Origin of the sequence: Streptomyces sp. NBC_00557 (assembly GCF_036345995.1) — a bacterium.
Lineage (GTDB): Bacteria > Actinomycetota > Actinomycetes > Streptomycetales > Streptomycetaceae > Streptomyces.
Genome location: NZ_CP107796.1, coordinates 1101960 through 1120162 on the forward strand (window position 1 = coordinate 1101960; position 18203 = coordinate 1120162).

Sequence of the window (18203 nt, forward strand, 5' to 3'; positions counted from 1 at the left end):
CGGCTCAGGCCGCCGCGGGGGCGGGGGTGAGACGGTTCAGGACGTCCAGGGCGAGGTTGCGGGCGAGGGGCACCTTGTAGGCGTTGTCGCGCAGCGGCTCGGCGTGCGCGAGTTCCAGGGCGACGGCTCCCTCGAAGGCCTCGGGGGTCGCGGGGGCGCCCAGCAGGGCCAGCTCGGTGTGCCGGGCCCGCCAGGGCCGGTGGGCGAGCCCGCCGAAGGCGACCCCCGCGTGGTCGACGACGCCGTCCGTGACCCGCAGCACGACGGCCACGGACGCCAGGGCGAAGGCGTACGACGCCCGGTCGCGGGCCTTGCGGTAGGCGGACGGGACGCCAGCGGTGGCCGCAGGGAGCAGCACGCCGGTGATCAGTTCGCCGGGGCGGATCCAGGTGTCCCGCTCGGGGTGCTCGCCCGGCAGCCGGTGGAAGTCGGCCGCCGGCAGCCGCCGCGGGCCCTCGGTGCCGTACAGCTCGACCTCGGCGTCCAGCGCGGCGAGGGCGACGGCCATGTCGGACGGGTTGGTGGCGATGCACTGCTCGGAGTGGCCGAGGACCGCGTGGTCGCGGTGCACGCCCTCGCGGGCTCCGCAGCCGCTGCCGGGCTCCCGTTTGTTGCAGGGTTTGCCGAGGTCCTGGAAGTAGGGGCAGCGGGTGCGCTGGAGCAGGTTGCCGCCGGTGGTGGCGGCGTTGCGCAGCTGCCCGGAGGCGCCCGCGAGCAGGGCCTGGGAGAGCACCGGGTAGCGGTCGCGGACGCGCGGGTCGGCGGCGAGGTCGCTGTTGCGGACGGTGGCGCCGACACGCAGCGAGCCGTCGGGCAGCATCTCGACGCCGCCGAGCGGCAGCCGGCCCACGTCGATGAGGACGGTGGGCCGCTCGACGCCGAGTTTCATCAGGTCGACCAGGTTGGTGCCGCCGGCCAGATAGCGGGCGCCGGGGTGGGCGGCGTACGCCTCCACGGCCTCCTCGGCACTCGCGGGCCTGAGGTATCCGAAGCCGTTCACCGGATCACGTCCTCGACCGCCTCGACGATGCGCGGGTAGGCGCCGCAGCGGCACAGGTTGCCGCTCATCCGCTCGCGGATCTCGGTCCGGTCCAGCGGGACGGGCCGGCCGGAGGGGGCCGCGGGATCGGTGACGTGGGAGGGGTGTCCGGCCGCGGCCTCGGCGAGCATGCCGAGGGCGGAGCAGATCTGGCCGGGGGTGCAGTAGCCGCACTGGAGGGCGTCGCGGTCGAGGAAGGCCCGCTGCAGCGGGTGCGGCCCCTCGCCGTCGCCGCCGAGGCCCTCGACGGTGGTGATCTCGCTGCCGTCGAGGGCGACCGCGAGCAGCAGGCAGCTGTTGACGCGGCGGCCGTCGGCCAGCACGGTGCAGGCACCGCACTGGCCGTGGTCGCAGCCTTTCTTCGACCCGGTCAGACCGAGGTCCTCGCGGAGCAGGTCGAGCAGGACACGCCGGTGGTCGACGTGCACGGTGTGGGGCTTGCCGTTGACACGAAGGGTGATCTCCGATGCGGCGGGAAGCTGGTTTTCACTGGTCATGGCAGGGATGGCCTTCCGGACGGGCCCTGAGTCCGTCCTGACCGCGTATCCACGCGGCGGCGCCTCACACGTCCGGCGGGCCACACCCGTGCTCAGCGGTGGCGGACCAGGTCCGCGAGGTCCGCCGAGGAGACCACCTGCTGCTTCTCCAGGCGCCCCGCGCTCAGCCGGTGTATCCGGCGAAGACGCGGGTGTAGTCCCAGTCGGACTGGTTGACGCCGGAGCAGCTGTCGGCGGGGCCGCCGGTGCAGGGCCGGTCGCGGTTGGCGGACCAGAAGGTGAGCCGGGCGAGGTGGTGGGCCTGGGCGTAGGCCAGGATGGTGCGGAAGTCGTTCACCGTGACGGTCTCGTTGTTGTCGGTGATGCCGTTCATGGACGAGATGCCCATGTCCCGGTAGGCCTGGTCGTCGCTGTAGTGGTAGGCGTTCTTCAGTGCGTTCTTCAGGCCCTCGGCGGCCTGCGTGGTGAGGTTGCCCATGTTCTGGCCGGCGCCGCCGAAGTCGAACGGCATGATGGCCCAGGCGTCCACGGTGAGCCCGGAGGACGCGGCGCGGTTGATGAGGCTGGTGTCGGGGCCGCTCTGCCCGGTGCCCATCGTGATGTACACCTTCAGACCGGGGTTGTTCGCCTTCACGGTCTTCAGCGCGTCCACGGTGCGCTGCTGCACGGTCGCGCTGCTGTAGGCGTCGGCCTCGATGTCGATGTCGATCGCCTTCAGGCCGTAGGCGTTGATCACCTTCTGGTAGGCGCCGGCCAGTTCGCCGGCGCTGGAGCACGAGCTCTCCAGTTTGTTGCCGCTGTAGCCGCCGAAGGACGGGATGACGTCACCGCCGTTCGCCCGCACGGTGGTGACGGTCTGCTGGTCGACGCCGCCGGTCAGCGGGCGGCTGCCGTCCCACTGGGGGTTGCAGTAGCCGTTGCTGAGCACGAAGGCGAGGGTGAACCACTTCACGCCGGTGGCCCGGGTGATGGTCGTGGGGTCGGGCGGGCTGCCCCAGCCGTTGTAGAGGTACGGCGCGACGGCCATCGGCGCGGCCGGAGTGCCGCCGCCGGCCGCGGGCGCGGTCCACTTCTGGTTGGCGCCGCCGGTGCAGGTCCAGATCTGTGTCCGGGTGCCGTTGGCGGAGTTGTTGTCCGTGACGTCCAGGCACTTGTCGGCCTGCGGGTTGACGATGTCGTGGGCTGCGGTGACGGTCCACTTCTGGTTCGCGCCGCCGGTACAGCTCCACAGCTGCACCTTGGCGCCGTCGGCGGTCGAATTGCCGGTCACGTCGAGGCACTTGCCCAGCGCCCGGATGGTGCCGTCGCTGCCGACGGTCCACTGCTGGGCGTTGGTGCCGTTGCAGTCGTAGAGCTGGACGGGCGTGCCGTCGGCCGAGCCGGCCCCGGCGACGTCGAGGCACTTGCCGGCGAGCCCGGTGATGGCGCCGGTGGCGGCCTGGGCGGGGGCAGCGGTGACGAGTCCGGCCGAGAGCGCCAGGACGCCGAGGGAAACCGCCAGGGGGAGGGGTCTGGCCATGTGCGGGTGGCCTTTCGCGTGGGGGGATAGGGCTCAACACCGATGGGGCGAGCGCGCGTTGAGCTGTCCACCGGCTTTGATTAAGGCGTGAAACTAAAGGTACGGACCAGTGGCGTCAAGGGGTGCGACGCCAACCCGGCTCCGTGGAAGGCCCCCGCCCCGCTCAGGCCGACGGCGCCTCCGCCACCGCCGCCGCGGCTTCACCCGCGTCCGCGAACTGCGTCCGGTACAGCTCCGCGTACCGCCCCTGGAGCGCCAGCAGCTCCTCGTGCGTGCCCCGTTCCACGATCCGTCCCGCCTCCACGACCAGGATCCGGTCCGCCGCCCGGACCGTGGACAGCCGGTGGGCGATCACCACGGCCGTACGCCCTTCCAGCGCCTCCGTGAGAGCCTCCTGCACGGCGGCCTCCGAGGTGTTGTCCAGGTGCGCGGTGGCCTCGTCCAGGACGACCACGCGCTGCCGGGCCAGCAGGAGGCGGGCGATGGTCATCCGCTGGCGTTCCCCGCCGGAGAGCCGGTAGCCGCGCTCGCCGACCACCGTGTCGAGACCGTCGGGCAGGGACCGTACGACATCGGTGAGCCGGGCCCGGCCGAGCGCGTCCCACAGGTCGTCGTCCGTGGCGTCCGGCCTGGCCAGCAGCAGGTTGGCGCGGACGGTGTCGTGGAAGAGATGGCCGTCCTGGGTGACCAGGCCGACCGTGCCGCGCAGGGAGGCGGCGGTCAGGTCGCGGACGTCGGCCCCGCCGATGCGGACCACGCCCGCGTCGACGTCGTACAGGCGCGGCAGCAGCTGGGCGATGGTCGACTTCCCGGCGCCGGAGGAGCCGACGAGGGCGACCGTCTCGCCGGGTTCGGCGCGGAAGGAGATGCCGTGCAGGACCTCGCTGCCGCCGCGGGTGTCGAGGGCGGCGACCTCCTCCAGGGAGGCCAGGGAGACCTGGTCGGCCGAGGGGTAGGAGAAGCGGACGTCGTCGAACTCGATGGCGACCGGGCCCTCGGGGACCTCGCGGGCGTCCGGCTTCTCCTCGATGAGCGGCTGGAGGTCGAGCACCTCGAAGACCCGCTCGAAGCTGACGAGCGCGCTCATCACCTCCACCCGGGCGCCGGCGAGCGCGGTGAGCGGGGCGTACAGCCGGGTCAGCAGCAGGGCGAGGGAGACGACCGCGCCGGCCTGCAGGGTGCCGTGCAGCGCGAACCAGCCGCCGAGGCCGTAGACGAGGGCCAGGGCGAGGGCGGAGACCAGGGTCAGGGCGGTGATGAAGACGGACTGGGCGGTGGCTGTGCGCACCCCGATGTCCCGGACGCGGGCGGCGCGGGCCGCGAACTCCGCGGACTCCTCCTCGGGGCGGCCGAACAGCTTGACCAGGGTGGCGCCGGGAGCGGAGAAGCGCTCGGTCATCCGGGTGCCCATGGCCGCGTTCAGCGCCGCCGCCTCCCGCTGCATCCGGGCCATCCGGCTGCCCATGCGGCGGGCGGGCAGCACGAACACCGGCAGCAGCACCAGCGCCAGCAGGGTGATCTGCCAGGACAGGGTGAGCATCACGGCCAGGGTGAGCAGCAGCGTGACCAGGTTGCTGACCACGCCGGAGAGGGTGTTGGCGAACGCCCGCTGGGCGCCGATCACGTCGTTGTTGAGCCGGCTGACGAGCGCGCCCGTACGTGTCCGTGTGAAGAACGCGACCGGCATGCGCTGCACATGATCGAACACAGCCGTTCTGAGATCGAGGATCAGCCCCTCCCCGAGCGTCGCCGACAGCCGGCGCCCGAGGATGCCGAGCCCCGCCTCGGCGAGGGCGACGAGGGCGATGAGCAGGGAGAGCCTGATCACCGTCCCGGAGTCGTGCCCCGCCACGATCGCGTCGACGACGCGGCCGGCGAGTATGGGGGTCGCCACGGCGAGCAGGGCCGTCACCACCCCGAGCAGGACGAAGCGGACGATGCCCGCGCGGTGCGGGCGGGCGAAGGCGGCGATGCGGCGCAGTGTGGCGCGGGCGAACGGACGGCGCTCGGACTGCGCGTTCATCACGCTGTGCAGCTGCGTCCATGCGGTGGTCTCCATGCTCATGGGAGAGAACGTAGAACCTCAAGCTTCGTTGAGGTCAAGGTCGGCGGCATTTCACCCGCAGTTGGGACGGCGTGGAGAACCTCTTCCGATGTGACTGCCGTCCTGTTTCCCCCGCCCCGGGGGCGACTCCCCCGTCGCGTCCCCGTCCGCCGGGTGCTGTGCCTGGTGCCGCTCGCGCTGGTCGCCGTGGCCGCCGTGCGGAACCGCTCGCTGCTCGCCGAGGGTTTCGGCCAGCTGCGCACCGCCTCCTGGCCGTGGCTGCTGGCGGCGGCCGGCGCCACCTGCCTGACCTGGGTGGCCGCCGCGTTCACCCGCCAGGGCGCGGTGGTGCAGCCGCTGCCGAAGGGCCGGCTGCTGGCCACCCAGTTCGCGGCCGCATCGGCCAACCACCTGCTGCCCACGGGACTCGGCGCGGGCGCGGTGAACCTGCGCTTCATGACCGTGTGCGGGGTGCCGCTCGCCCGCTCCTCGGCGGCGCTCGCCCTGTATCTGCTGGCCGAGTCGGTGGGCCGGCTCGGCCTGCTGTGCGCGCTGCTGCTCGCCTTCCCCGACGCCCTGCGGCTCGGCCCCCTGCTGCCCGACGGTTCGGCGCTGCCGCTGCTGCTGGGCGCGGCCGGCCTGCTGGCGGTGGCGGCGGCCGGGACCGCCGTCGTACGGCCGCTGCGCCGGCGCGTGGGCGCGTTCCTGCGGGACGCCCTCGGCGAGGCGCGCTCGGTGCACGCCCGGCCCTGCCGCGCCCTGGCCCTGTGGGGCGGGTCGCTGGCCTTCCCCGCGCTGCAGGCGGCCGGTCTCGCCGCGGTCGGACAGGCCCTCCGTCTGCCGGTGCCGGTGGCGCACATGGCGCTCGCCTACCTCGCGGCGACCGTGGCCGTGGCGCTGGTGCCCACCCCCGGCGGCCTGGGGTCGGTGGAGGCGGCGCTGATCGTGGCCCTGGTGGCGGTGGGCGGGCCGGCCGCGGTGGCCACGGCGGTGGTCCTCGCCTACCGCATCATCACCGTGTGGGTGCCGCTGCTGCCGGGGGCACTGACGCTGGGGGCGCTGGTCCGGTTGAAGGTCATCTGAGGCACAGTGGCCTCACCCAACCGAACCGAGGAGGACTTCCCATGCCGGTCCGCGTCGAGCGCACGGAGCACGTCACCACGGTCGTCCTCTCCCGGCCGGCCGCGCGCAACGCGGTGGACGGGCCGACGGCCGCGGAACTCGCCGCGGCCTTCCGGGAGTTCGAGGCCGACGACCGGGCCCGGGTGGCGGTGCTGTGGGGTGAGGGCGGCACCTTCTGCGCGGGCGCGGACCTGAAGGCGATCGGCACCGAACGCGGCAACCGGGTGGCCGAGGACGGTGACGGGCCGATGGGACCGACCCGGATGAGGCTGTCCAAGCCGGTGATCGCCGCCGTCGCCGGGCACGCGGTGGCGGGCGGTCTCGAGCTGGCTCTGTGGTGCGATCTGCGGGTCGCGGAGGAGGACGCCGTGTTCGGGGTGTTCTGCCGCCGCTGGGGCGTGCCGCTGATCGACGGCGGGACGGTACGGCTGCCCCGGCTGATCGGCGCCAGCCGGGCCATGGACATGATCCTCACCGGCCGGCCGGTGCCGGCCCGCGAGGCGTACGAGATGGGGCTCGCCAACCGTGTGGTGCCCACGGGACGCGCCCGCGCCGAGGCCGAGGCGCTGGCGGCGCGGATCGCCCGCTTCCCGCAGGCCTGCCTGCGCGGCGACCGGGCGTCGGTCCTCGACCAGGAGGGCCTGGACGAGGAGACGGCGCTGCGCGGTGAACTCCGGTACGGAACGGCGGTGCTGGCCGAGGGCGCCGAGGGAGCCGCCCGGTTCGCCTCCGGGGCCGGCCGGCACGGGTCGTTCACGGACCTGTGAACCCCTGGCCCGCCGCCCCTGCCCCTCAGTCCTGCGCCGCCCCCTGCACCGCTTCGCCGGGGCGCCCCCTGCTCCGGGCGCTCCACTGTCGCAGACGGCACTGACAACGGCTCCGCTCAGCCGGTGCTCACCCGCACCTCGCCGCCCTCGGGGTCGGCGCGTGCTGCCCAGCGCGCGGTGAGGGTCAGGGTGCGGTTCGGCAGCGCGGTCCAGGGGCGCGGCCGGGTGCGGTGCAGCAGGCGGCCGTCCTGGTGGACCAGGAGGACCGGACGGTTCAGCGGGGCGCCGGTGCGCAGGAGGTAACGGTCCGGTGGGGCGGCCGGGGTGAGGCGGTTGGGGGCGATCCAGCGCAGCGGCGCGTCGACGGCGAGCGGGACTCCCGGGGCCGGCCAGCAGGCGCCCGCGAGGAAGTCCAGGACGGCGCCGGCCACCCTGGTCCCCTCGGCCGCCGCGGTGCCGGCGCGCTCGGCGGCGTGCAGGACGTTCCCGGCGGCGAAGACCCCGGGGCGCGAGGTGTGCAGGGCGCCGTCGACGGCGGGGCCGCGGGTGCCCGGGTCGAGGACGAGGGCGCCGCGGCGGGCGAGTTCGTGGTCGGGCACGAAGTCGCCGGTGAACACGACGGTGTCGCAGGCCAGTACGGCCGTACGGCCGTCGCGGTGGCGGACGCGGACCCCGGACAGGCGGCCGTGGCCGAGCAGTTCGGTGACCGTGGTGTGCGTCAGCAGCGGAACGCGGTCGCGCAGCCGGGCGGCGCGGGCGCGGACCGGGCCGGTCTGGGCGCGGGGATGCTCGGTGACCAGGGCGACGACCTCGGCGCCTGCCGCGCGCACCGTGCCGGCCGCCGCGTAGGAGACGTCCTCCGCGCCGACGACCACGGCACGGGTGCCGATGTGCTGTCCGAACAGGTGGACCGCCTGCTGGAGTTCACCGGTGGTGTAGACCCCGGTCGGGCGGGTGCCGGGCACCAGCCGGGCGCTGCGCGGGCGTTCTCGGGCGCCGGTGGCGAGGACGACGGCCCGCGCCTCGATCGTCTCGGGGCCGCCGCGGCCGACGGCGTGGAGCACCGGTCCGGCCGGTGCCCAGTCCAGGGCCGTCAGCCCGGTCCGGAGCAGCGCGCCCGCCCGGTCGGCGGCCTCGGCCAGCCGGTGGGCGTAGGCGGGGCCGGACAGCGGCCGGGTGCGGGTGCCGAAACCGCCGTGCGCGCAGTGCCGGGGCACTCCGCCGGGCCGCGCCTCCCGCTCCAGCACCTCCACCCGGCCCGCACCGGCGGCGGCCAGGCGCGCGGCGGCCGCGAGCCCGGCGGGTCCGGCGCCCACGACGAGCACGTCGACGCTGCGAACAGCCGTCACAGCCCGCCCCTTCCACCGCCCGCGACCAGCACACCGACACGCCCAGCAGCCGTCACAGCCCGCCCCTTCCGTACGGCTTCCCGGCAGAGGGCTCGGCGACCGTCGGCCGGCCGGCCCGCGGCAGGCCCCTTTCGAACAGTTCCCGTACCGCCGCCCCGCAGTAGAACCCCTGGCACCGCCCGGCCCTGGCCCGGGTGCGGCGGCGCAGGCCCTCCAGGGAGCGGGGCGGGACCAGGCTCGCGAGGGCGTCGCGGATCTCGCCGCGGGAGACGCGCTCGCAGTGGCAGACGAGGGCGCCGTACTCGGGGTCGGCGGCGATGAGGTCGGGCCGCTGGTAGGGACGCGGGAACGCCTCGCCGAGGTTGGGCATGGCGACCGGCTCCGGCTCGCGGACCGGGCCGAGGTCGAGCCCGGTCTCGGCCAGCAGCCCGGTGACATGGGCGGCGATGGCCATGGACGCGGTCAGTCCGGTGGAGCGGATGCCGCCGACGGTGACGTACGCCTGCTCGGGATGGGCGGCGATGCGGTAGTCCTCCTGCCCGGTGGCCGAGCGCAGCCCGGCGTAGACGGCGGTGACCTCCTCCTCCAGCAGGGCGGGCAGGATGCGGCGGCCCTGCTCCCGCAGCCCGGCCAGGCCGTCGGCGGTGGAACCGGTGGCCCGCTTGTCGTCCAGGTCCTCCGCCGTGGGCCCGAGCAGGACGTTGCCGTGGACGGTGGGCGCGACGAGGACGCCCTTGCCGAGCGCGGTCGGGACGGGCAGCAGGATGTGCCGGACGAGCGGGCGGGCGAGCTTGTCGTAGACCAGCAGCTGGCCGCGGCGCGGGGTGACGGTGAAGTCGTCGTGGCCGAGCATCCGGTCGAGGGTGTCGGCGTGCAGTCCGGCGGCGTTGACGAGATGGCGGGCGCGCAGGGTGCCGCGGGCGGTGAGCAGGCGGTGTGCCCCGTTGCGGTCCACCTTCCGCACCGGGGAGTTCAGGTGCAGGTCCACTCCGGCGCGGACCGCCTGGGTGGCGTAGGCCAGGGTCGTCGTCCAGGGGCAGATGATGCTCTCGCCGGGCACGTGCAGCGCGCCGAGCGCGCCGCGACCGAGGCGGGGTTCGCGGGCGTACAGCTCGGCGGGGTCCAGCAGGGCTGTGCCGTCGCAGCCGTTGCGCGCGGCCTTCGCGGCCAGCCGGGGCAGTGCGGCGAGCTGCTCCTCGTCCCAGGCGACCAGCAGGGCGCCCACGCGTTCGACGGGGATGCCGGATGCGGCGGCGTAGGCGCCGAGCCGGTCGTGTCCCTCGCGGACGAGCCCGGCCTCCAGGGTGCCGGGGGCCGCGTCGAAACCGGTGTGCAGGATCGCCGTGTTGGCCTTGGAGGTGCCCTGCCCGACGTCGTCCTGGGCCTCGACCAGGGCGACGCTCAGGCGGGGCCGGCGGGCGAGTTCGCGGGCGACGGCGCAGCCGACGACTCCGGCGCCGACGATCGCGACGTCGTACGTCCGGGCGGGCAGCGGGCCCTCGGCGGTGACGGTCATGCGCCGAGCAGGGCCTCGACGGCCGTGCGGAAGCGGGCGCGGCGCTCGGCGGCCTCGTCGGCGGTGACGCGGGGTTCGTACACGGCGGCGGGCCTCCCGTCGGGCAGGGCCTGGGCGACGTCCAGGGTACGGTCCGCGCCGAGCCGGGCGAGGGCGGCCGCGCCGAGTGCGGTCGCGTCGGCCAGCGCGGAGACCTCGACCGGGCGTTGCAGCAGGTCGGCCTGGGTCTGCATGAGGAGGGCGGAGCGGGTCAGGCCGCCGTCGACGCGCAGCGTGTCCAGCGGGGCGCCGAGGTCGGCGGCGGCCGCGTCGGCGAGTTCGGCGACCTGGGCGGCGATGCCCTCGCACAGCGCGCGCACCACATGGCCGGGTCCGGTGTCGAGGCCGAGCCCGGTGAGCGAACCGCGCAGGTCGCCGCGCCACCAGGGGGCGGCGAGACCGGCGAGCGCGGGCACGAAGGTGACACCGCCGCTGTCGGGGACGGCGCCCCCGACGGCGTCGAGGTCGGCGGCGCCGGAGATGACGCCGAGGCCGGTGAGCCAGCGGACGGCGGAGGCCGCCGTGTAGACCTGGCCGTCCAGGCAGTAGCCGGTGGCGCCGGCGAGCCGCCAGGCCACGCAGGAGACCAGGCCCGAACTGCCGCGCCGGGGGCGGTCACCGGTGTGGGCGAGCAGGAACGCGCCGGTGCCGTAGGTGCACTTGGCGGCGCCGGGTGCGGTGACGCGCTGGGCGAGCAGGGCGGCCTGCTGGTCGACGCACAGCCCGGTGAGCGGGATCTCCCGGCCGAACACGCTCGTGGTGCCGATGAGCCGGGCGTTGTCGGCGGCCTGCGGGAGCCGTTCGTCCGACAGGCCGTACAGCTCCAGCGCCCTCGGCGACCATGCGGCGCGGTCCAGGTCGAGGAGCTGGGTGCGGCCCGCCGTCGCGGCGTCGGTGGCGAAGGCGCCGGTGAGGCGGTGGACCAGCCAGGCGTCGGACGTGGTGACGACGCCCTCGCGGGTGAGGTGGCGGCGGATCCAGGCCATCTTGGGCGCGGCGAAGTACGGGTCCAGGGGCAGGCCGGTGAGCTGCCGCAGCTCCTCGGCGTGGTCGGCGAGTCCGGTGCAGACGGACTCCGCGCGCCGGTCCTGCCAGACCAGGGCGTCGGTGAGCGGCCGGCCGGTGCCCGGGTCCCAGGCGAGGACGGTCTCGCCCTGGTTGGCCAGGCCGAGTGCGACCACGTCCTCACCGGCCTCGGCGAGCGCCTGCCGGCCGGCGTCGACGACGGAGCCGTACAGCTCGGCCGGGTCCGCCTCGACGCGTCCGCCGGGCAGATACCGGGGGCGGACCTCGGCGAAACCGGAGCCGAGGACGCCGCGTTCCGGGCAGACCACGAGGGCCTTGGTGCCGGACGTGCCCTGGTCGACGGCGAGCACCGGCCCGGTCATCGCACCCTCTTCCGCTCCGCGCTGACGATCACAGGGCGTCAGCCTGCCGTCGCGCCGCGTCCGGCGTCAAGGACGGTTCGCCGTTCAACTCCCGGGAAAATTCGTTGACTTGACAACAATGGCACGGCGGAACCGGCGCCTCTATAGTGACCGCCGACCAGCGCCGAGCAGCCGTGATCGCCGCCCACAGGAGGGCTGTTGCCACCCCACCCCGCCCGTCCGCCCGCGCGCCCGTGGCCCGGGACCGGCGGCTGATGGCCAGAGAAGGCCCCCGTCCCTCCTACGACCCCGCAGGTCCCGACCACGCCCTGCGCGCCGCGCTCCAGGACCTGCGCACCGGGCGCTGGATGGCCATGCGCGCCCTGCTCGCGGACACCGCGCCGGGATGGCGGTGGACCCAGCGCACCCAGGTCCTCGCGGCGGCCGCCGCCGGCACCGACGTGGTGCGCGCCTGGCTCACCGAGGAACCGGACAGCGCGCACGCCGTGGTGATGCACGCCCGGGTCGGCGTGGAGCGGGCCCTGCGCGCCCGGCGCGAACGCCACCGCCGTACCCACGAGTTGTGGATCGAGGCGTGGGACGCCGCCCAGTCCGCCACCCGGATCGCGCCGCGGGACCCGGTGCCCTGGGTGTGTCTGCTGGCGCTGGCCCAGCTGGATCCGGAGCAGCGCTGGGAGGAGCACCGGGCGCCCGCGCCCGAGCCGACGCTGCCGCCGGGGCCCTGGGGGCTGCTGGCCGAGGCCGGCCGGCGCGACCCGCACAACCGCGAGGCCCACCACCGGATGCTGCAGTTCCTGTACGCGCGCGGCGGCACGGGCCGGCTCGCGGAGGCCGCCGGCTACGCGCAGTGGGCCGCCGGGCAGGCCCCGCCCGGTTCCCCGCTGCACCTGCTGCCGCTGTATGTCCGCGTCGAGCGGTACCGGCGCGACAGCGGGCACGACGCGGCGCTGGACCTGCACTGGGTGGCGGAGGACGCGGCCCGCGAGGCGCGGCGCGCCCTGCACTCCTGGTTCGAGCACACCGGCACCCGCCCCGCCGAACGCTCCCTGCTCGACCTGAACCATCTCGCGCACGCCCTGTGGGGCTCGCTCCAGTTCCCCGACGCGGCCCGGGTGTTCGACGCCATCGGCCCCTACTTCACGCCCCCTCCCTGGATGTACCGCACGCCCGACCGCGACCGTGCCGCGGAGGTCTTCACCCAGGCCCGGGACCGCTGCCGGACGGCCCGCCCCTGACCGCACCGCCCCACGCCCGCAACCCCGTCGACCCGGAGGTCCCCCGTATGTCCCCCACCCCCGAACAAGCGCCGTCGCCCGGCCTGCCCCAGCAGGACGAGGAGAAGCGGCTGCGCGAACTCGGCTACCGGCCGGTGCTGGCCCGCCGGATGGGCGGCTTCGGCAACTTCGCGATCAGCTTCTCGGTGATCTCGATCCTGTCCGGCTGCATGACGCTGTACGGGTTCGGCCTGAACACCGGCGGTCCCGCCGTGATGCTGTGGGGCTGGGCGGGCGTCGGCCTGTTCGTGCTGTGCGTCGGCCTCGCCCTCGCCGAGGTCACCAGCGCCTATCCGACCTCCGGCGCGCTGTACTACATGGCCGACCGGCTCGGCGGCCGGCGCTGGGGCTGGTACACCGGCTGGCTGAACCTGCTCGGGCTGCTCGGCGCCATCGCCGGCATCGACTACGGCGCCGCCCTGTTCACCGGCGCGTTCGCGAACCTGCAGTGGGGCTTCACGCCGACGCCCGGGAAGACCATGCTGGTCTTCTGCGCCGTCCTGCTGCTGCACGCGGTGCTGAACCTGTTCGGCGTCCGCCTGGTCAGCCTGCTCAACTCGGTCAGCGTGTGGTGGCACCTGGCGGGGGTCGCGCTGATCGTCGGCGCGCTCGCGATCGTCCCCGGCCACCACCGGCCGGCGTCCTTCGTGTTCACGAAGTTCGTCGACGACACCGGCTGGCACAACCCGCTGTACGTGGCGGCGATCGGCCTGCTGCTCGCGCAGTACACCTTCTCCGGCTACGACGCCTCCGCGCACCTGTCCGAGGAGACCTCGCGGGCCTCGGTGTCCGCCGCGCGCGGCATCGTGCGGTCCATCTGGGTGTCCTGGATCGCCGGCTTCGTGCTGCTCGCCGGTCTGACCTTCGCGATCCAGGACTACGACGCCACGCGCACCACCGCCACGGGTGTGCCGCCCGCGCAGATCCTCCTCGACGGTCTGGGCACCGGCGGCGCGAGCGCGCTGCTGCTGGTGGTGATCGTCGCCCAGCTGTTCTGCGGCAGCGCCGAGGTCGCCGCGGCCAGCCGGATGGTGTTCGCGTTCAGCCGGGACGGCGCGCTGCCCGGCTCGCGGCTGTGGCGCACGGTGAGCGCCCGCACCCAGACCCCGGTGGCGGCCGTGTGGCTGTCCGTGGCCGTGGCCGGCGTCCTCGCCCTGCCGTCCCTGTACTCGGCGACGGCGTACAACGCGGTCACCGCCATCAACGTCATCGGCATCACCCCCGCCTACGCGATCCCGGTGCTGCTGCGGCTGCGCGCCGGCGACCGGTTCCGGCCGGGGCCGTGGAATCTGGGCCGCTGGAGCCGGCCGGTCGGCTGGGTCGCGGTGGTCTGGGTGGCCTGTGTGACCGTGCTGTTCTGCCTGCCGCAGGCCGCGCCGGTCACCGTCGGCACCATGAACTACGCGTCGGTGGCGCTCGCCGTCGTCCTGCTCCTGGCGAGCATCTGGTGGTACGTCGCCCGCCGCTCGTACGGCACCCCGACCGCCGCCGCGTACGGCAGCGACCGCGACCAGGCCGAACTCGCCGAGGGCATCGTCTGATCCGGCTGTCCGAAGGACACCGGTCCGGGTACGGACCGGTGTTCCGGATACGGCAGGATGAACGGTCGCGCCGGTCACCGGAGTTCTCCCGGCCCGGCGCGATCGCACATTCCGCACATCGAGCAGGTGACACCGTGACGAGACTTCACAACTCCGCAGCTGCGGCCCGCCCCGGAGGTGACCGGTGAACCGCGCGCTGACCCTGGACGACCTCGTCGTCGCCGGCATCTCCGTCGCGGCGGGCCTGCTGCTCGCCTTCTGCTCCCGCACCTTGCTGCGCTGGCTCGCGAAACACGCCAAGCGGACCCGCTGGAGCGGGGACGACGTCATCGTGGACGCGCTGCGCTCGGTCGTCCCCTGGGCGGCGATCGCGGGCGGCGCGGCGGCGGCCGCGGTGGTGCTGCCGCTGACCCGCACGGTGCAGCACCACGTCGACCAGGCCCTTCAGGTGTGGCTGATCCTCGTGGTGACGCTGTCCGCGGCCCGGGTGATCGCCGGCCTGGTCAGCACGGTCACCCAGTCCCGCTCGGGCGTGGCGGGCTCGGCGACGATCTTCGTGAACATCACGCGGGTGCTGGTCCTGGCGATCGGCTTCCTGGTGGTCCTGCAGACCCTCGGCATCTCGATCGCGCCCCTGCTGACCGCCCTGGGCGTCGGCGGTCTGGCGGTCGCCCTCGCCCTCCAGGACACCCTCGCCAACCTGTTCGCGGGCATCCACATCCTCGCCTCCAAGACCGTCCAGCCGGGCGACTACATCCGCCTCGGCACCGGCGAGGAGGGATACGTCGTCGACATCAACTGGCGCCAGACGACGGTCCGCCAGCTGTCCAACAACCTGGTGGTCATCCCCAACGGCCAGCTCGCCAAGGCCAACATGACCAACTACACGCACCCCGAGCAGCGGCTCACCGTGCTGGTGCAGGCGGGAGTGGGCTACGACGCCGACCTGGAGCACGTGGAGAGGGTCACGGCGGAGGTCGTCGCGCAGACCATGCGCGAGGTCGAGGGCGCCGTCCCCGACCACGAGCCCGCCATCCGCTTCCACACCTTCGGCGACTCCCGGATCGGCTTCACGGTGATCCTCGGCGTCGGCGAGTTCAGCGACCAGTACCGCATCAAGCACGAGTTCATCAAGCGCCTGCACCGCCGCTACCGCGAGGAGGGCATCTCCATCCCGGCCCCCACCCGCACGGTGGCGCTGCAGCAGGGCGCGGTGACGATCCCGCAGCAGCGCGCCGGTCAGGAGCGGACGCCGGGGGCCACACCGGCCCCGTAGCCGCACGCTACGCTCGAAGCGGTATGGCCGATTCCTCCGATCCCGCCCGGCTCGACCGGCGGCTCGACGCCCTCGCCCGGGAACCCTTCCGGGCGAGGTTCCACCTGCGCGGCCGGGACCGGGCGACCGCCGAGCTGAAGGGCCCGGCGACGATCCGGTGGCACGCGTACGACCTGATCGCCCGGCGGCTGGCGCCGGCCGCGCCGTACAAGGACGGCAAGCAGACGCCGTACCGGGGGCATCCGGTCTTCGTCGCCCAGCACGCGACCGCCACCTGCTGCCGGGGCTGCCTGGAACGCCGGCACGGCATCCCGAAGGGCCGGGAGCTGACCCGGGCCGAGCAGGTGTACGTGGTGGACGTGATATGCCGCTGGATCGAACGGGAGCTGGCGGGCGGGACCGGACGCCCGGTTCCGTGATGACCGCCCGTGGTCGGCGGGTGATCGGTTGTCACCGCGTCCCGCGGCGGCTCGTGGCCGGGGCGGCGCGCCGCGCTGTCCGGCCGGGACCCCTGTCGAGCCGGGCCCCCTCACGAGATATCTTGATGTCGAGCAATGTTGCAGACGTGGAGCGGAGCACCCGGTGACTGACTCGACCATCATCTACACCTACACAGACGAGGCCCCGGCCCTGGCGACGCATTCGTTCCTGCCGGTGATCCAGGCGTACGCCTCGCAGGCCGGTGTGCCCGTGGAGACGCGTGACATCTCGCTGGCCGGGCGCATCATCGCCGTCTTCCCCGAGTACCTGAACGAGGACCAGCGCATCCCGGACGCGCTGAGCGAGCTGGGCGAGCTGGCCAAGACGCCCGCGGCCAACATCATCAAGCTGCCGAACATCTCGGCGTCCATCCCGCAGCTGAAGGCCGCCATCGCCGAGCTGCAGGGCAAGGGCTACGCGCTGCCGGACTACCCGGACGACCCGAAGACCGACGAGGAGCGCGAGATCCGCGCGCGCTACGACAAGGTCAAGGGCTCCGCCGTCAACCCGGTCCTGCGCGAGGGCAACTCCGACCGCCGCGCCCCGGCCTCGGTGAAGAACTACGCCAAGACCCACCCGCACCGCATGGGCGCCTGGACCGCCGAGTCCAAGACCAATGTGGCGACCATGGGCGTGGACGACTTCCGCTCCACGGAGAAGTCCGTGGTGATCTCCGAGCCCGGCACGCTGCGCATCGAGCTCAAGGGCGACGACGGCTCGACGACCGTGCTGCGCGAGTCCGTGCCCGTCCTCGAGGGCGAGGTCGTCGACGCCTCCGTGATGCGCGTCGCCGCGCTGCGCGAGTTCCTCGCCGCGCAGGTCGCCCGCGCCAAGCAGGAGGGCGTGCTGTTCTCCGTGCACCTGAAGGCCACGATGATGAAGGTCTCGGACCCGATCATCTTCGGTCACGTGGTGCGCGCCTTCTTCCCGAAGACGTTCGCGAAGTACGGCGAGACGTTCGCCGCCGCCGGTCTGACCCCGAACGACGGTCTGGGCGGGATCCTCAAGGGCATCGAGTCCCTGCCCGAGGGCGCCGAGATCAAGGCCTCCTTCGAGGCCGAGCTGGCCGAGGGCCCGGCCCTCGCGATGGTCGACTCCGACAAGGGCATCACCAACCTGCACGTGCCCTCCGACGTGATCGTGGACGCCTCGATGCCGGCCATGATCCGCACCTCCGGCCACATGTGGGGCCCGGACGGCCAGGAGCACGACACCCTCGCGGTGCTGCCTGACTCCTCCTACGCCGGTGTCTACCAGGCCGTGATCGACGACTGCCGCGCCAACGGCGCCTACGACCCGTCCACCATGGGCTCGGTCCCGAACGTCGGCCTCATGGCGCAGAAGGCCGAGGAGTACGGCAGCCACGACAAGACCTTCGAGATCCCCACCACGGGCACGGTCCGCCTCGTCGACCAGGCCGGCAACGTCGTGATCGAGCAGGCCGTCTCGGCCGGCGACATCTTCCGCGCCTGCCAGACCAAGGACGCCCCGATCCGCGACTGGGTCAAGCTGGCCGTCACCCGGGCCCGCGCCACCGGCGACCCGGCCGTGTTCTGGCTGGACGAGAACCGCGCCCACGACGCGCAGCTCATCGCGAAGGTCAAGCAGTACCTGCAGGAGCACGACACCGAGGGCCTGGACATCCGGATCCTGCCCCCGGTCGAAGCCACCAAGCTGTCGGTGGAGCGCATCCGCCGCGGCGAGAACACCATCTCGGTGACCGGCAACGTGCTGCGCGACTACCTGACCGACCTCTTCCCCATCCTGGAGCTGGGCACCAGCGCCAAGATGCTGTCGGTCGTCCCGCTGATGGCGGGCGGCGGCCTGTTCGAGACGGGCGCCGGCGGCTCCGCGCCCAAGCACGTCCAGCAGCTGGTCAAGGAGAACTACCTGCGCTGGGACTCCCTCGGCGAGTTCTTCGCGCTCGTCCCGTCCTTCGAGCAGTACGCGGCGGCCACCGGCAACACCCGCGCCAAGGTCCTCGCCGACACCCTCGACCGCGCCACGGCGACCTTCCTCAACGAGGACAAGTCCCCGACCCGGCGCCTCGGCGGCATCGACAACCGCGGCAGCCACTTCTACCTGTCCCTGTACTGGGCGCAGGAGCTGGCCCGGCAGACCGACGACGCCGACCTGGCGAAGGCCTTCGCGCCGCTGGCCGAGACCCTCGCCGCGAACGAGCAGAAGATCGTGGACGAGCTGATCGCCGTCCAGGGCAAGCCGGCCGACATCGGCGGCTACTACCAGGTCGACAAGGCCAAGGCGGACGCGGTCATGCGCCCGTCGGCCACCTGGAACGAGGCCCTGGCGTCCCTGGGCCGCTGACCCCGGCGCGGGCCGCCACGGCGCCCG

At 73.9% G+C, this 18203-nt stretch carries 14 protein-coding genes; 7 read left to right on the top strand and 7 right to left on the bottom strand.

Translation table 11 applies throughout. From position 1 onward, the window contains the following. Positions 1-4: 4 nt before the first annotated feature. From OG956_RS04235 to OG956_RS04250, 4 genes are all read right to left on the bottom strand, one after another. Positions 5-1000 carry an FAD binding domain-containing protein gene (locus OG956_RS04235; protein ID WP_330336573.1) on the bottom strand — a complete coding sequence of 332 codons (996 nt, stop codon included), beginning with the start codon at positions 998-1000 and terminating at the stop codon, positions 5-7. Next, positions 997-1536 carry a (2Fe-2S)-binding protein gene (locus OG956_RS04240; RefSeq protein ID WP_330336574.1) on the bottom strand — a complete coding sequence of 180 codons (540 nt, stop codon included), beginning with the start codon at positions 1534-1536 and terminating at the stop codon, positions 997-999. Before OG956_RS04240 ends, OG956_RS04235 begins: the two co-directional genes overlap by 4 nt. A 163-nt stretch (positions 1537-1699) precedes the next feature. Next, positions 1700-3055 carry a lectin gene (locus tag OG956_RS04245; protein ID WP_330336575.1) on the bottom strand — a complete coding sequence of 452 codons (1356 nt, stop codon included), beginning with the start codon at positions 3053-3055 and terminating at the stop codon, positions 1700-1702. A gap of 163 nt (positions 3056-3218) precedes the next feature. Then, a complete protein-coding gene (locus tag OG956_RS04250; RefSeq protein WP_330342733.1) occupies positions 3219-5114 on the bottom strand; it encodes an ABC transporter ATP-binding protein in 1896 nt (631 codons plus the stop codon). 96 nt (positions 5115-5210) lie between these two features. Between OG956_RS04250 and OG956_RS04255 the strand changes: the two genes are divergently transcribed. Together OG956_RS04255 and OG956_RS04260 are read left to right on the top strand one after the other, a co-directional pair. Continuing rightward, the gene (locus OG956_RS04255; RefSeq protein WP_330336576.1) at positions 5211-6182 is read left to right on the top strand and encodes a lysylphosphatidylglycerol synthase transmembrane domain-containing protein; all 972 of its coding nucleotides are present in this window, start codon (positions 5211-5213) and stop codon (positions 6180-6182) included. A gap of 41 nt (positions 6183-6223) precedes the next feature. Then, positions 6224-6988, top strand: a complete 765-nt coding sequence (locus OG956_RS04260; protein WP_330336577.1) for a crotonase/enoyl-CoA hydratase family protein — start codon at positions 6224-6226, stop codon at positions 6986-6988. A 116-nt stretch (positions 6989-7104) separates the two neighbouring features. Here the strand turns inward: OG956_RS04260 and OG956_RS04265 are convergent, their stop codons facing one another. Genes OG956_RS04265 through OG956_RS04275 form a run of 3 tightly spaced genes read right to left on the bottom strand, consistent with a single transcriptional unit; the run spans position 7105 to position 11280 of the window. After that, positions 7105-8337, bottom strand: a complete 1233-nt coding sequence (locus OG956_RS04265) for an NAD(P)/FAD-dependent oxidoreductase (RefSeq protein WP_330336578.1) — start codon at positions 8335-8337, stop codon at positions 7105-7107. 52 nt (positions 8338-8389) lie between these two features. Continuing rightward, the gene (locus OG956_RS04270) at positions 8390-9853 is read right to left on the bottom strand and encodes an FAD-dependent oxidoreductase (protein WP_330336579.1); all 1464 of its coding nucleotides are present in this window, start codon (positions 9851-9853) and stop codon (positions 8390-8392) included. Beyond that, positions 9850-11280 carry an FGGY family carbohydrate kinase gene (locus tag OG956_RS04275; protein ID WP_330336580.1) on the bottom strand — a complete coding sequence of 477 codons (1431 nt, stop codon included), beginning with the start codon at positions 11278-11280 and terminating at the stop codon, positions 9850-9852. The genes OG956_RS04270 and OG956_RS04275 overlap by 4 nt, the downstream gene beginning before the upstream one ends. Before the next feature lie 254 nt (positions 11281-11534). Here OG956_RS04275 and OG956_RS04280 point away from each other — a divergent pair, with 254 nt between their 5' ends. The 5 genes from OG956_RS04280 to OG956_RS04300 all read left to right on the top strand — a co-directional run bounded on the left by OG956_RS04280 (position 11535) and on the right by OG956_RS04300 (position 18176). After that, the gene (locus OG956_RS04280; protein ID WP_330336581.1) at positions 11535-12515 is read left to right on the top strand and encodes a hypothetical protein; all 981 of its coding nucleotides are present in this window, start codon (positions 11535-11537) and stop codon (positions 12513-12515) included. A 47-nt stretch (positions 12516-12562) separates the two neighbouring features. Then, positions 12563-14095, top strand: coding sequence for an amino acid permease (locus OG956_RS04285; protein ID WP_330336582.1), 1533 nt, complete (start codon positions 12563-12565; stop codon positions 14093-14095). A gap of 184 nt (positions 14096-14279) precedes the next feature. Continuing rightward, the gene (locus tag OG956_RS04290; RefSeq protein ID WP_330336583.1) at positions 14280-15371 is read left to right on the top strand and encodes a mechanosensitive ion channel family protein; all 1092 of its coding nucleotides are present in this window, start codon (positions 14280-14282) and stop codon (positions 15369-15371) included. Between the two features lie 23 nt (positions 15372-15394). Then, complete coding sequence (locus tag OG956_RS04295) at positions 15395-15790, top strand: DUF4186 domain-containing protein (RefSeq protein WP_330336584.1); 396 nt, start codon at positions 15395-15397, stop codon at positions 15788-15790. Between the two features lie 163 nt (positions 15791-15953). Further along, positions 15954-18176 (top strand): NADP-dependent isocitrate dehydrogenase, encoded by a 2223-nt coding sequence (locus OG956_RS04300; protein ID WP_330336585.1) that lies wholly within the window; start codon positions 15954-15956, stop codon positions 18174-18176. Positions 18177-18203 lie beyond the last annotated feature (27 nt).